Source organism: Pseudomonas sp. FP198, from assembly GCF_030687895.1.
Lineage (GTDB): Bacteria > Pseudomonadota > Gammaproteobacteria > Pseudomonadales > Pseudomonadaceae > Aquipseudomonas.
The window spans coordinates 726,251-740,716 of sequence record NZ_CP117452.1 but is presented as its reverse complement, the minus strand read 5'-3'; the positions used below and the strand labels follow the sequence as shown (position 1 = coordinate 740,716).

General features: G+C 58.8%; 9 protein-coding genes. 4 read left to right on the top strand and 5 right to left on the bottom strand.

Annotated features, from left to right (window positions below):
* Positions 1-9: 9 nt before the first annotated feature.
* From PSH78_RS03500 to PSH78_RS03485, 4 genes are all read left to right on the top strand, one after another.
* The gene (locus tag PSH78_RS03500) at positions 10-846 is read left to right on the top strand and encodes a sulfotransferase (RefSeq protein ID WP_305498516.1); all 837 of its coding nucleotides are present in this window, start codon (positions 10-12) and stop codon (positions 844-846) included.
* A 71-nt stretch (positions 847-917) separates the two neighbouring features.
* On the top strand, positions 918-1,823 hold the full coding sequence (locus PSH78_RS03495; RefSeq protein ID WP_305498514.1) for a glycosyltransferase: 906 nt from the start codon (positions 918-920) through the stop codon (positions 1,821-1,823).
* 433 nt (positions 1,824-2,256) lie between these two features.
* Positions 2,257-3,204, top strand: a complete 948-nt coding sequence (locus PSH78_RS03490; RefSeq protein ID WP_305498512.1) for a glycosyltransferase — start codon at positions 2,257-2,259, stop codon at positions 3,202-3,204.
* Positions 3,201-4,361: a glycosyltransferase gene (locus PSH78_RS03485; RefSeq protein WP_305498511.1), complete on the top strand. Its 1,161-nt coding sequence runs from the start codon at positions 3,201-3,203 to the stop codon at positions 4,359-4,361. The genes PSH78_RS03490 and PSH78_RS03485 overlap by 4 nt, the downstream gene beginning before the upstream one ends.
* A gap of 722 nt (positions 4,362-5,083) precedes the next feature.
* Here PSH78_RS03485 and PSH78_RS03480 read toward each other — a convergent pair.
* Genes PSH78_RS03480 through PSH78_RS03460 form a run of 5 tightly spaced genes read right to left on the bottom strand, consistent with a single transcriptional unit; the run spans position 5,084 to position 14,466 of the window.
* Positions 5,084-5,923, bottom strand: a complete 840-nt coding sequence (locus PSH78_RS03480) for a YfaP family protein (protein WP_305498509.1) — start codon at positions 5,921-5,923, stop codon at positions 5,084-5,086.
* Between the two features lie 3 nt (positions 5,924-5,926).
* Positions 5,927-7,546 carry a DUF2300 domain-containing protein gene (locus PSH78_RS03475; protein WP_305498507.1) on the bottom strand — a complete coding sequence of 540 codons (1,620 nt, stop codon included), beginning with the start codon at positions 7,544-7,546 and terminating at the stop codon, positions 5,927-5,929.
* A gap of 1 nt (position 7,547) precedes the next feature.
* A complete protein-coding gene (locus PSH78_RS03470) occupies positions 7,548-12,116 on the bottom strand; it encodes an alpha-2-macroglobulin (RefSeq protein ID WP_305501172.1) in 4,569 nt (1,522 codons plus the stop codon).
* Positions 12,113-12,772 (bottom strand): DUF1175 domain-containing protein, encoded by a 660-nt coding sequence (locus PSH78_RS03465; RefSeq protein ID WP_370871056.1) that lies wholly within the window; start codon positions 12,770-12,772, stop codon positions 12,113-12,115. The genes PSH78_RS03470 and PSH78_RS03465 overlap by 4 nt, the downstream gene beginning before the upstream one ends.
* Positions 12,757-14,466, bottom strand: coding sequence for a DUF2138 domain-containing protein (locus PSH78_RS03460; protein WP_305498505.1), 1,710 nt, complete (start codon positions 14,464-14,466; stop codon positions 12,757-12,759). The genes PSH78_RS03465 and PSH78_RS03460 overlap by 16 nt, the downstream gene beginning before the upstream one ends.

Below are 14,466 nucleotides of genomic sequence, written 5' to 3'. Positions count from 1 at the left end.
AATGTTTGTATGACAAGCGTACTGCGACAACCCCTTCTGATTGGTGGCGCTCCACGCAGCGGCACGACCGCCCTATTGCAGGTATTGAACTCCAACCGCTCGGTCTATATCTCTTCGGAAGAGAATCTTGTCAATACAGAGAAGGTATTGACTAAGCTTCTTGGTACCCGTGAGCGACGTGCCCGCACGCTCACCGGAGGCATGCGTTCACTGTCGCACCGTGAAACGTTAACGTTGGATAACATTCATAGCCATAACTTTTCCGTAAGATCCGTCTGGCCAGCTATTCTCTATATGTATAAATGGCACCATAAACGTCATGCCGAGGGCGAGCCCTTGGTCGTCTGGGGCGACAAATACCCTAACTACTACCGCGAAATTGATGAAGTATTAGCCTTGCCTAATGTTCGATACCTGCATATTACGCGCAACCCCTATGACGTGATTAACTCCATGCTGCGCCGTACCGAAATGTCCAAACAAGGCAAGGATTGGTGGAAAGCAATAACCGATATTGACCAGATGATTGAGGCATGGGCCCAGGCCTATTCCACGATTCTACGTATCGAAAAAAATCCGAACGTTTTCCATATGCACTACGAGAGCCTCGTCTTCGACTTTAATAAGACGATGGACAGGCTAAATAATTTTTTGGACGTTGACTTCGTATACGAAAACTTGATGGTTGATGACCCGGACAAACATTATGAGCGCGACTTCATCAGCGATGAGATCGAACAACGCATTTCTTCTAACTTTCAAGTCAGCGACTACGTCAATACATTTCGGAATCATCCAGATTTGGCGAGCGTAGCAGCTTCGCTTAGCATGTTGAAGTCGTTTTAGTTGGGAAACTGGAGATCCAGAGACAGGTCTTAATTCGGATCGACCGTTTGTCATGAATAAAAAGGAACACTATGAACGCTGAGCCAATACTGACGGAGAGCGGCGCACGAATTTTCATCGCGGCCACACCTGCCGAATGGTTGCCAATGCGGGTGCTTGAGTTTTCTATCAGAGAAACCTCATCGATTCCCGTAGAAGTGTCGCCCATATACTCATTCGAGCGATCAATCCCCGTACCGGAAGCATTGGAAAATCGTCCGCGAACACCTTTTTCCTTCCAGCGTTTCCTGATCCCTGAGTTGTGTGGCTTTTCAGGTAAAGCCATCTACCTGGACGCAGACATGCAGGTATTCCAGAACATTACTGGTCTATGGGACCGCCCCTTTTCCGGTAGCGATCTACAAACAGTTGAAAAAGCAGAAGGCAGCCGACGCCCGCAATTCAGCGTCATGCTTCTGGACTGCAGCAAGCTCAACTGGAAGATAGAGGAGATCGTTGCAGATCTGGACGCGGGACGTCTTAATTATTCAAGCCTAATGTTCGAAATGCGCGTAGCCAAGAATATTTCCTGGACGATCCCCGACACTTGGAACTCACTTGAGCATTATGAGCCGGGCGAAACAGCGCTCCTTCATTATACTGATATGAATACCCAGCCGTGGGTTTCAATTAAAAACAAAAATGCTAGCCTATGGGTTTCTTGCTTACGGCGTGCAGTTGAAAGTGGCTTTATCAGCCGCTCTGATATTGAGCGAGAAATCGATGCTGGTAACGTGCGCCCTTCTCTCCTCTACCAAATTGACAATGGCCTTGATGACTCATGGGCATTACCAGCCAAACAATTGTTGAGCGATGTTAAATTCCTCCCCCCCTATAATCGCATTCTTAAAAGCAAGCGCCCAATACTTTACGTATACGCTCGTCAGCTATTGAGCGTGCTTATGCTCTCCGGTCAGCGTCTGCTCGGCAAGCCTTGATGAAAACCAAGCGTCTCAATCCTTTTCCCTAGCCATCCATGATTCATTGTTAGCCAACGGGGGTATCTTGGCCTACCACACCAGCCCGAGCCGTGTCGTCGACATGTGTCCCCTGCCGTCGCCCATGATAATCTCCGACCATGCCCTCAATATGACACGTAAAGGCAACAATTATCCGCCGCCCATGGCATCATTCTCGACATAGGGAGGTGAGCCTGTTCCGCCCCTTGAATGCCAAAGATGTATATACGTCATCGTTGGCTTGGGGACGCCTCTTATAAGATACCGGCCCGTTCCGGGCTGATGGTCTTCTGCTGTGCGTGCACTAACACTACCGCTACCCGACTGCTGGAACGTGCGAACACCGTCGGAAGCGAAATGTCTGTCGAGTGGCAGAGGTAGAATTCAATGTTAAACAGTAATGGGGGTCCGAATGGATCACGGAGATGAAGTGATACGGGTATATGTCGGCGTTGATCGCTCACAGTTATTGGCCGTTCCCGTCCTTGAGTATTCGATAAAGCGACACACCACCGCTAAAGTCGAGGTCATCCCGATGCTCGACCTTCCTGTCCCTGAACCAAAGGATCCAAGGAACGGTCAGCGCACAGGGTTCTCCTTTAGCCGCTTCTGCATCCCGAAGCTCACCGGCTACAAGGGCAAAGCGATCTATATGGATGCCGATATGCTGGTGTTTCGTGACATCCGCGAGCTGTGGAATATTCCATTTGACGGCGCGAAGGTCATCATTCAACAGGAAGTGAAGTTCGGCGACGAGTCGACCCAGAAAATCGGTGCCCCGAAGACCCGCAAAAAACAATGCGCCGTTATGCTCCTTGACTGTGACCGCTTGGACTGGGACATCGAAACCATTGTCCTTGGCATGGACGAAGGTCGCTACGACTATGATGAATTGATGTCGCAATTGATCATTCTTGACGAGGAACACGTCAAGTACGGTGTTCCATTCGAGTGGAACAGCCTGGAACACTGGGACACCGACACACGCCTGATCCATTATACCGATGTCTACACGCAGCCTTGGTCCGCTTGCGGAAATAAAAATGCCTGGCCTTGGTTCGCTGAGGTTCGCAGAATGCTCACCGATGGCACACTGACCGAGGCCCAGATACAGGAAGAGATCGATCTTGGATATTTTCGCCCCTCACTGTTGCGTGATATCAAATATCGGCATTGGCTGCCTTCTTTCCTGCACGGTTTATGGGATAAGAAAAACGAGGCAGCTGACAAACTCTCGGGTTACATCCCCCACAAAGCGGTCTATGAAGCTAAAAGGCATCGCCAGCGCGTGATCAAGGCTTATGAAGCTAAGCTCCAGGCAGAAAAAAACCTAGACGACCAGAAGGCGTCCAACTCATGATTGATCTCTTCAATTTATCGTCCAGACCGAAAACCGTCGGGACACCAGAACCGTTTGACGTCTGCTTGGATGGTAACCCAAACGGACGGAACATCCTTATTTTCACTGAGCATGTGAATGCTACCTATTTTATTAGCTTCGATCTTCCATTACGCGAGATGCACCGTCGAAAGGAGGTGAACTTCGCGGTTATTTCCCAAGACTTGGTCTCTCGTTCGGGTGAGGGATCCTGGAAATTGTGGAGTGAAGCGTTCAAACCGGACTTGGTCATCATCACCCGCTATGGCCAACCCTTTGGAGCGCAGATTGTCGATTATTTTAAAACTCAAAAAATACCGACAATTTATCACATCGACGACAACTTGCTCGAAATCCCCGCCTCTTTAGGCGCAGAAATCCAAAAACGTCAAGGCGCCCAAGATGTTATCGATGCTCGTCGATATCTATTGGCACATTGCGATCTGATTTATGCTTCCACATCTCATCTGGCAGGCTTGCTAAGCCAACTGTTTCCGAATCAACCCGTTTATCATGGCATGTATGCGCCTTTTATTGGGGACAGGCTCTCCACCAGTAGAAACCCTCGACCGTACCAGACGGTGGGCTACATGGGATCCAAAGGACATCAGGAAGATTTGAATCTGGTTGTTCCTGCACTCGAACGCTTGCTAGACGAAAGGCCAGATTTACATTTCGAAGTCTTCGGCACGATTCAGATGCCTCCCCGCCTTGAACGCTTCGGTGACAGAATTAGAAGCCACAAGGTAAACAAAGCCTATCTGGAGTTTCTCTCCGTGCTGGCGAGTTTGAACTGGGATATTGGGCTTGCACCTCTTGTAAACGAAGACTTCAACCTATGCAAAGCGCCGACCAAATTTATCGAATATACCGCAGCCGGTATACCTGTCATCGCTTCTAATATCCCTGTGTACAGTAAGGTAATACCTAGCGGTGGAGGTGTGCTCGTGGATGAAACAGGCTGGTATGACGCGCTAGTCTCATCGCTTGATTCCAAGGCATTTACAACACAGGCGGTTGAAATTGCTCAAGGGTTCTGTGCCAGGAATTTTTCGATCGAGCGGCTTGAGCAGCAGTTAGCGCTGGTTTTTGATAAGGTTACCCCCTCAACAAATCTATCGAACCAGATCACTGAGTAACTAGAACACAATGGAAGGTAACGAAGAAAGTTACCTTTCATTACAGGTCGGACGTTGATGCCGAAAAGCAAGTAAACGCGGTAACCAGATACTCTCTGATAATGATGTTGGAGGCGATGAAAGAGGCGATATGGACAGGACCAGGAAGATCCAAAAGAAGCGGCCAGTTCGCCATAACAGAACAGCAACATAGGCCAAACAATATAAAACTGCTCCTCTACACCCAGCGACCAAAGATGCAGTAGAGGCTTCGTTATCGACGAGACGTCAAAATAACCGCTCTCCCTGAAAGAATCGCTATTGAATACAAAACTGGCCCCTAGCGCAGTTTCTCCCCGAGCTGCGCATATTCGTTTGGGAACAGAACGAACCATCCAAATCCTATACATCATGCCATGACCAGCGTCGGTCACGGAAATATCCGTTAATTCGGTGCCGATAAAAATCGAGAATACTAAACTGCCCAAGCGCAGAATTTTTTATAAATACTGGCTGAAATCAGATAGCCGGATATTAAAAAACATCTACGCCCGTAAACCCACCGATCATAAGACTTGGGAAGGTGTGATACAGAACCACACCTAAAACGGCGGTTGCGCGAAGTCCATCAATGTCCGCGCGATAGCGCTAGATGGGTATATGGCATGACTGGTCCCGACACACTGTCGAGTGACCGGTGAGCCGTATTTGCCCAACCAATCACGATGTGTCTGGAGCCCCGGCTATGGATAGCTGAAGCTCTTGATCAACGTCAGCTCCCCGACCGCCCGCATCGGCACCACGAACGTTTCCATCTTCTCGCTCGGAGTGCCCTCTTCAGTAATCACCGTCACCTGCGCCGTGGTCAGGGCCTGTTGCGCCTGCTCCACCTGCTCGCCGTCTCCGTCGCCCTCCTCATCCTCGTCACTGCGGTAGCCGCCGCCGTAATAATTCACGTAGACCAGATACTGGCCTTTGATCGGTGCCGGCATGGCGAAGATTTCCGGGCCGTAGCCGGTGGTGACGTCGACGTCGAGGGCGGCGCCGTTGGCGACGGCGCGGTCGCCGTACCAGATGTGGGCGCCATCGGGCGTCACCAGGTGCAGGTCAAGGTCGGTGCCGTCGCTATCCCAAGTCAGCAGGACCCGCAGCTTGGCCGGGGTGGCGCCACCGCTGGTGTTGAGAAACTGCGTGCGGTGGCGCTGCTGACCATCGGCGCTGCGCACTTCAACGCTGTTGCTGCCATTGGGGAATGAGAAAGGTCGGTCGAAACGGCCTTCTTCATCTGTTTTCAGCGGCAGGCTTACGCCGTTGACGATCAATTGTCCTGGCGCATTGCTGTCCTTGGGCGCGCCTTTGATCTGGCCGCTGATGCGCGCGGTGTCGGCTTGGCCCGGGGGCGTATTGACCGACGAGGCCGGGTAGTTGACGGTCTGGCTGAAGCTTTCGCCCTCGCCCCCCGGCGCACCGCTGCGCCAGCCGCCGACGGGTGTGTCGAGCTTGATGGGGTCGGCAGCCATGGCCGGTGGCAACGCGGTCAAGGCACAGAGCAACAACAAGACCTGTGGATAACGGAGTGTCATGGTCTATTCCAGCAAGAGGTGACGGGCGAGCCCTTCGATATAGGTTTCGTCCTGGCCGTTGGGGTGAGCCTCAAAGGCCAGGTGCAGGTATTCGTGTGTGAGGTCGAGGCGGTCTTGCAGCGACAGCACGCCACGTACGTAGATGCGCTGGCGCTCGCGGTCGACATATGGCCGGCCGAAGGCGACGCGGCAGACCGCGAAAGCGCTGATTTCGTTGTAGCCGACTTCGCTTTCCAGGCGCTGACGCCAGCCACGGCGCTGCTTCAGCAACCAGTCCTGGGCCGCGGGCAACGCTTCGCAGGACGCCACCGGATTGTCCCAGCGGCTGAGGCTGGCACGCGGATACGCATGCAGCAGGATGGCGTCGTAGCGTTGGCCGCCGTTGGCTTGTTCAACGGCTTGGGCCCAGGACAATTTGTCCGGGCCCGGTTGATCGGAGTGGTACGTGACGTCAGTGCCGGCCAGGACCAGATCAGTGGTCCACGCGGCAATCGCGCGGGTTTCAGGCGCCGCCGGACGCGGGGCGACGCGCTGGCGGTGACTGCTGTCATCGATGCTCAGGCAATCACCATTGCGCCCGGCGTTTTGCAGCAGGTAGGTGCGAATCGCCACGGCCAATGCCTTGGCCGCTTCGACGGGTTCGGCCTTGGCCTCGCGTTGCAGGACCCGGGCGACGTATTCTTCCCGATCCAGTCGCGCCACCAGCTTGCCAGGCATCAGGAACAGCTCGCCGTCGCTGTGGATATCCAATTGGTTGCCATTGGTGAACTCGACACGGTAATCGCCGCGCAGTTGACCCGGCGTGGCAGGACGGTCGCCGACCATGACTCGCTGCAAGGGATAACGGGCAAACAGGTCGACTTCCACGCAGCGCCCGGTTTCCGCCGGCCAGCGCGACGGCAATGCCGTGGCCAGGCCATCGCCATACGTTTTCAGCACCTGCTGGCTGGTACCGCGGCCGCCGGCCCAGACGGGCGTGCCATCGGCCAGCCAACCGGCGAAACCGCCCTGGCGCGACGCCGGGCCGCGGTCACCCAGCCAGCTCCACGTCTTGACCCGCAGGCGACCGCCCAATTGACCGACCAATCGCCCATCCGCAGCGCCGAGCACCACGTCGAGCAGTACCCGCCGGGCCTGATCCTGGGCCGGCAACGTGGCCAGCGCCTTGAGCAGTTCTGCAACGGGTACCTGGGTTTGCGGCTGCAGGGTCGGCAGGTCCAGCAACCAGTTCGGCGCCCGGTGCGCTTGCCAGTAGTCCCGCCAGTCCGGCGCCGAAAGCCCGAGCCGTTGCGGTTCGAAGTACAAGCCGCAGGACTTCACCAGCGCCTGATCACGGCCGATGCTCTGCCCGGCATTGCAGCAATAGACTTCTTCTTTCGATTCGCCGCGACACTCATAGACCGGCTCGCGGGCATCGGTGTCCACCAGCCAGGCGTAGACGAAGAGCTTCCACAGGCTGCCCAACGGTGCCGTCAACGAGTCCGGCAACGGCTGGCGGTCCAGCACCTGGGTCTGGCTCACTCGCAACAGCTGACCGTCGAAAGCCAGGCGCAAGGGCTCCTCCTGCGCTGTCGCCAGCGCAGGAATCAAGCACAACAGCCACCAGCCCCAAGGCTTGCGCATCTCAGTTGACCGTCACCTGACCGAGCGCCGGTTTCTGTTCGCGAGCCTGGTTTTGCGGCGCATACACCTGGGTGAAACGCACCGGCGGCAAGCTGAACTGGCCCTTCTGGGAGAAACGCACCAAGTGTCGCAGGCGCAGTTCGCCACTCAGGGCATCCACCGGGACCGCGTAAGCCATCTGGCCCGGCTCGAAACGGGCCTTTTCCAGGGACGTCGGTTCGCTGTCGGCCTTGCCCAGCAACTGGATGCCCCACGTGGTGCGCTCCACATCAGCGCCCGGCGGCAGCGGCACTTCGAGCATGCCGTAGCGCAGCGGCGTCGAGGCCTTGCTGTTGATGATCACTTCATCCAGATAGAGGCTGTCGCTGGACAACGGCTTGTTGCCGACGGCTTCGAGCTTGAAGGTGAACGCTTCGTCGCCCGGCACGAGGCGCGACAGGCGACGGGTGATGGACACGGCCATCGGCGCAACTGGCGCTTGCTGGCTCTGGAAGCTCAATGACGCCTGCACCGGACGCGCCTGGGCACTGGTCAGGGTCAGCATCGTTGGGAGCTGCGCGCCCTGCCACTGCCAGTAGGTTTCACCGGTCGCGCCCTGCTTGGCTGCCCAGCCTTCGGCCGGTTCCAGGGTTGTGGCCGCCGGTACCTGTTCGATACTGCGCTGCAACCAGGTCAGGGCCAGGGCACGTTCCAGGGTGGATTGCTGTGGCAACACGCGCTGCAGCAACGCGGCGGCGCGTGCTTGATCGAAGCTCTGCAACGACAACACCAAAGCCTCGACGAACGGCTGGGAGCTGAGTTCCAGTTGCTGTTGCGCGGCGTCCGCCTGGCGACTGAAGGCCGCCGGCATCGGCACTTTTACCTGCTTGGCCAGCGATGCCGTCAGGACACGGGCGCTGGCCAGGCCGAGGGCTGAATCCGGCGCGTACATGACGAGGCTGTCCTCGCCACTGTCCAGCACGCTCTCGGTGATGTCTTCGCTGGCCTTCGCCAGGTCGTCCATCAGACCGCTGATCAAGGTGTTCACCGGCAGCTGCATCTGTTTGGCGAACGACAGGATCAGGGCACGTTGCAGCAATGGCGTATCACCGGCCTGCTTGGCATAGACCTCCAGCACTCGCTGCCAGTGTTCCGGCGGCAGGTTCAGGTCCAGCGCCTTGCTGGCGTGCCAGTCGGCGTAATAGGCGTAGGCGGTGAGGAATGCATCCGGCTCGCCATCCTGGCCCCACCAGGTGAAGCTCGCCGACGGGCCGGCCATCTGCACCAGGCGCAAGCGACTGTTCTGCATGATCAAACGCAAGCGGTCACGGATCTGCGGGTTCGACGCCAGGGACGGGTAGGCAATACTCAACGGCAACAAGCGGCTGGCGGTCTGTTCGACGCCGCCGTACGGGTAGCTCAACAGGTCGTCCAGGGCCGAACGGAACAACGCTTGCGGGCTGTCATCCAGGCGCAGGCGAATGTCACTGGCGTCGGCCGGCAGGTTCAGTGGCGTGGCGTCACTCATAACGTCGAGGCGCTGGCTCTGGGTGACTTGCCAACCGTTGCCGCTGGCATTGAGGTGCATGGCCAGGGCGTCCTGGGTTTCGCCGTTGAGTTGCAACTGCACGGTCAAGTCGCCATTGCTCAGTTCCATGGTCGGCAGCGCGACGTAGTTGATGCCATTTTTCAGGTCCGCGACCACACGTTGTTCGGCGCCGGCGTAGCGGATCAATAATTCGGCCTTGAGCGGTTTTTCCGACTGGCTGAAGACGAACAGGCCCAGTTGCGGCTTGTCGCCCACGCGGAAGCGGGTCGGGCCGCTCCACTTCAGGTACAGCGGTTTTTCCGAGGCGATGAACTGCTTCTTCTGCCCCACCTGGCCGTCATCAGCGATTGCCTTGGCGGTGATGCGCCAGCGGGTCAGCGAGTCCGGCATCTTGAAGGTAAAGCGGGCCTTGCCGTTGGCGTCGGTGACCAGCTCCGGTTGCCATGCGGCGGTGTCGACGTCTTCGCGACGCGGCCGTTCCAGCACCTTGACGCCACGCTCGCTGCGGTTGGCCTTGCCCGGCGCGCCAGGGCTACCCGGCAGCGCCACGTCGTAGCTGATGAACGACAGGCTGGCGCTGGTGCGCACGTTGTTGCGGCGTGGGTGATAGAAGAACTGGTCGATGGTGGGCGCCACTTCCGGTTGCAACGCATAAACCATTTCATCGACGACGCTGACAGTCAGGTGCGCCGGGATCGCCTTGCCGGCGAACTGGGTGCCCAGGTCCACGGTTACGGTGTCGCCCGGGCGATACGTGGCCTTATCGGTGGTGATGGCCACGTCGATCTGCGGCGCAACCACCTTGATGCCGGCGTTCTGGAAGCTGTACTGGCCGCCCTTGGTGTACAGCACCGAGAAGGTCAGGTTCGGCGCAAAGCTGTCTTTCACGGCAATGCGCGCGCGGTATTGGGTGTCGCTGAGCTTTTCCATCTTCAGCCAGTCGCCGCCCTTGGTCAGCAGCGCGGTAGCCTCGACCTTGTCCCGCTCCAGGGACAGCAGCGCGTCGCTGACCGGCTCCGGAAAAGTGATCAAGGCCAGGGCTTCGTCACCGGTCTTGTATTCAGGCTTGTCGAAGACGATCTCGACCGTGCCCGGCACGGCCTTGATACCGTCACCGGTCACCGCATGCGCGGCGGCGCCAATGACCCGGCCGTGGTCGTCCTTGAGCGTCAGGTTGTAGGTGCCGGGACGCTCGAAGGTCAGGCTGAAGCCTTTGTCCTTGGCCGCCAGCTTGCCTTCGCCGGTGCTCTGGTCTTCCAGGCGTACCCAGGCGTAGCTGCCCGGCGTCACGGCCTTGGCCTGCTCGTTGCCGCCTTCATTGGCATAGCTGAACGACACCTTCTGGCCGACGGCGCTGAACCGCTGGGGAGCGCTCAGGCGGAAATTCGCCGCGCCACGATCGATGAGGATTTCCTTGCTGGTCTTGACCCGATAGGCCGCGCCATCGCTGGCGAATACAGTGAGTGTGTAGCGGCTTGGCTTGTCGGCGGCCGGCAGGTCGAGGGTGGCGTTGCCCTTGGCGTCGGTGGTCACTTCGCTGCTGGTCAGCTCCACCGGGAATTGCCCCAGGTATTGCAGCTCGTTATCCACCATCGACAGTTGCTGGGCGCGCAGACTCAGGCTGACCTTGGCGTTCGCCACCGGCTTGCCGTCCGGGTAGAGCAGCACCAGATTGCCCTTGACCGGCTCGCCGGTGCGGTAATCCTGCTTGGCGAGGTTCAGGGCGATTTCGAAATGCGGCTTGATGTATTCAGCCACGCGAAAGGCGCTGCTGTAGAGCTGGTCCCTGTAGCTGAAGCGCAACTCATAACCACCGGCCACGGCATTTTCCGGCAATTGGAAACGGCCCTGGGTGCCGGCCTTGGAGTCGAGCTTCAGGGCCAGGGTTTGCAGTGCGGTGCCGGTTGCGTCCAGCACGCTGACGTTAACGTCGGCGGCGGTCGGTTGCACCGAGTCACGGGCGTTCTTGAACTCCCGGCCAACGATCTTCAGCGACACCCAATCCCCCGGCCGGTACAGCGGCCGGTCAGTGAACGCGTAAAGCTTGGTGTCGTAGATTTCGCTGTCGTAGTAGAAGTTTTCCGAGACGAACACCCCGCCCTCTTCGTCCTCGCCAATGACGAACGAACGCTCCGGGCTGACGTGCTTGAGGCGCAGCAGGCCGTCTTCATCGGTGGCACCGCTGCTCATCACGCCCAGGCCGTCAGTCCACAGCACGTTGACCTTGGGCACCGAACGCCCCTCATGCTTGCGCGCGGCCCAGACCAGCAATTCGTCGCCGGCAATCTTGCTCACGGCCACGGTGTTGGAGACGAAGACCATTGTCGTCGCCCGGTACTTGCCGATCAGCGCTTCCACCAGGTACAGGCCCGGTTTCAACTGGCCCAGCGGCACATAGACATTGCCCGGCGCGACGCTGACAAAGTCGCTGGACGAACCGGCCAGGTCGACGCCGGCCGGTGGCTGGATCGGTTTGGCCTGCCACAGTGGATAGCGGAACTGGCTGACCACCGGCAAGCCGGGGATCAAGGCGAATTGCGCTGGAGCGTCGTACGGGGTCGGCGCGATCAGCGCATTGCCGACCTTCAGCTCCGGCACTTCTTCAGTGACTTGCTGGCGGGACTCGTAGGAGAACGCCCGCTGCATCACCCGGCGGGACTTGCGATACCAGTTGTCCCACAGATACGCGAGGGTATTGGACAGGCCCTCGCCCTTGAACTGGCCGTCGCTGACCACACGGTGCAGGTTCTTCTGGCGCTTGAGAAATTCCAGTGGCTTTTCGATGCGATAGACGCGGATATCGGCGCCGCCGTAGGGCTCCATGCGGAACCGGCGGTAGTCGCGACCCGGCGCTTCGAGACGGACCATCGCCTGCTCGTCGCTGGCGAAACTGCTGTCGGCCAGCAGGAAGAAGCTTTCACCGGACACCGGCGTGTAGCCGCTGGGCTCCACGGTGTCTTCGGCATTCACGAGAGGTGCCAGCAACAGAGCGAACAGCAGGGGCAGTTTCGAACACAAGCGCAGCATGCGGGCACCGGTCATTGGGTGAGAAAGTTGAGTCGATAGACGCCGATGAAGTTGGGGTTGGCTGCGTCGGGTATCCATCGGGTGTCCTTCCAGTTCATGAGTTGTTGCAGGCTTGCGGAACGCATGCCGTTGTCAGTGGGGGTGGTAGTGCCGGTGTGATAGGCGATGTAGCGGCCCATCCAGATCATCAGGTGCTGGTCGTCGCCCTGGTCGAAGAACATCAGGTCGCCGGGCCGGGCCTGGGTGACATCGCGGCCCACCAGACGGCTATTGAACTGGATCAGCTTGATCGCGTTGACATAGGGCCCGACCTTGCCGCCGCCCTGTTGCCATTGCTGGGCGAGGCGCCGTTGCGCATCGCTCAGCGGCAGCTCCGGCGGCAGGTAGCGGTTGGACAGGCCATTGCTGCGCAACCATTTCTGGTCATGGACTTTCAGCGCTTCGTTGGCAGCGAAGCGCACCAGTCCGGCGCAGTCCTGCTGGTACCAACGCGGGCTCGGGCCTTTGCTCAGTTGTTCCTGGGCGATGCGCACGAACCAGGCCCGAAAGACCTGGGATTGTTGCGCATCCAGCGGCAGCGTCTCGTCGGCGAACGCACGCGCGCCGAGCAGCAATGCCAGCAGCAACGCCAATCCGGGAGTGCGGATCAGTCCTGTCACAGCGCTTTCCATTCCAGCGGCAGCCACTGCCAATGGCCGTCTGGCTCGCTGCCGGCAGGCAAGGTCAGGGCGTATTTGCCGTAGCCGCCGAGGGTGCGCAGTTTCGGAATCAGGTAGGTTTGCGCGGCGTTATAGAACACCGGTTCCATGTCCTGGGGCAGGCTGTCGAGGGTTTCGCGCTGCATCAGTTGCGCCATGGAATCAGGGCCAAAGTAGACCGGCATCAACTGGTCCTTGGGCACTACATCGGCCATGGGCGGGAAGCGTTTGTCGAGGGTGCCGAGGGCCTTGTCCACCAGTTTGTCGTCGAGGGAGAACAGCAGGGTCGAACCGTGGCGCGCCAGGCTGACCCGCATGAACGCCTTGCCAGTGATCGATTCGGGCTGCTCGGCGTCCTTGGCCAGGTAGGGGCCGAAGTTGGAGCTGACCTGGCGTTGCCATTGGTGCATCGCACCTTGCTGCTTCTCTACAACCGGGAACGCATGTTCGGCGACATTTTTTTCATAGGCGCCCACCATCGAACCGAACAGCTTGCCCAGGTCGGCGTCGAGCTTGCCGTCGTCTTCGTTCAGGCTTGCCACCAGCAGCGGGGTGTAGAGGCGCGACTCGGCGTACCAGCACAGGCCCGCCGCGCCAGCCACGTGATCAACCATGGCCTGGGCGGCTTTTTCGTCGGCACCGAGTTTTACCAGCAGGGGCTTCTGCTGCTCGGCGGCCAGGGGCAAGGCCACGCAGGCGCTGGCGCCCATCGGCATGGCTTGCCAGATGGGCTTGAAATCGAAGTCCGGCTGGTTCTCCAGTTCGTCCATGGCCAGGAAGCTGTGCCAGCCCTTGTCGTCCATGTCGAAACGCAAGCCGGCGAAGTTCGGAATGAAACGCTGGTAACCCATGGCGAGCACGCTGGCGTTGACCGAGATGCGCTGCTTGATCTGCGATGCCTTGGGCGGCAGGCCGAAGGCTTCCGGGAAGAGTTTCTCACCGGCGAGCAACGCTTCGAGGGCCTGGGTCGAGACCATGCCCGGTTCGTCGGTGGGGCCATTGCCTTTGTCGTAGAGCTTGGTCGGGTTGGACAGCACCACCAGCTTGTCGCCATGGGAGGCGAAGACCAAGGATTTGCTGGCGTTATAGCTCAGTTGGTAGAGCGCGACTTCGTCGCCGCCTACCTTCAGGTCGCCGAGCTTGCTCAACTGGGTGTCGTCCAGGGCGACTTTCGCCAACGGCTCCAGCACCTTCGCCAATCCGCCACGGTCCATCACCAGCAGGAAATCCTTGAGTCGGCCGTCCGCACCGCGCCACAGCGCGACGTCGGCTGGCTGGTCGAAAAGCTGCTCGATCAGGCTGTCCTGCAGCTTGAGATCATGCTCGTAAATGATCCGGCGCAGGCTGCCGATCAGGCCGAGGCGGTCGGCGTGGGCTTCGTAATAGAAGACGAAATCCTCGGTGAGCGTGGCCTTGAGGAACGGCACGGCCAGCAGGTCCTTGGGCAATTGGCTCAGGGAGTGCGCCTCGAGCAAGCCGTCGGGACGGCTCACGCCGAGCTTTTCCAACGCCAGCTCCATGGGCGGCGCCTTGGGCTTGGTCATGAACCAGCCCAACCCGGCGGCAACGCCGGCCACCAGGCACAGCCCGATCAGTATCGCCGGCCAGCGGCGCACAGGTTTCGCGACAGGGGTCGGCGTGGTCGGGGAAGCAGTGTTGTCGCTCAT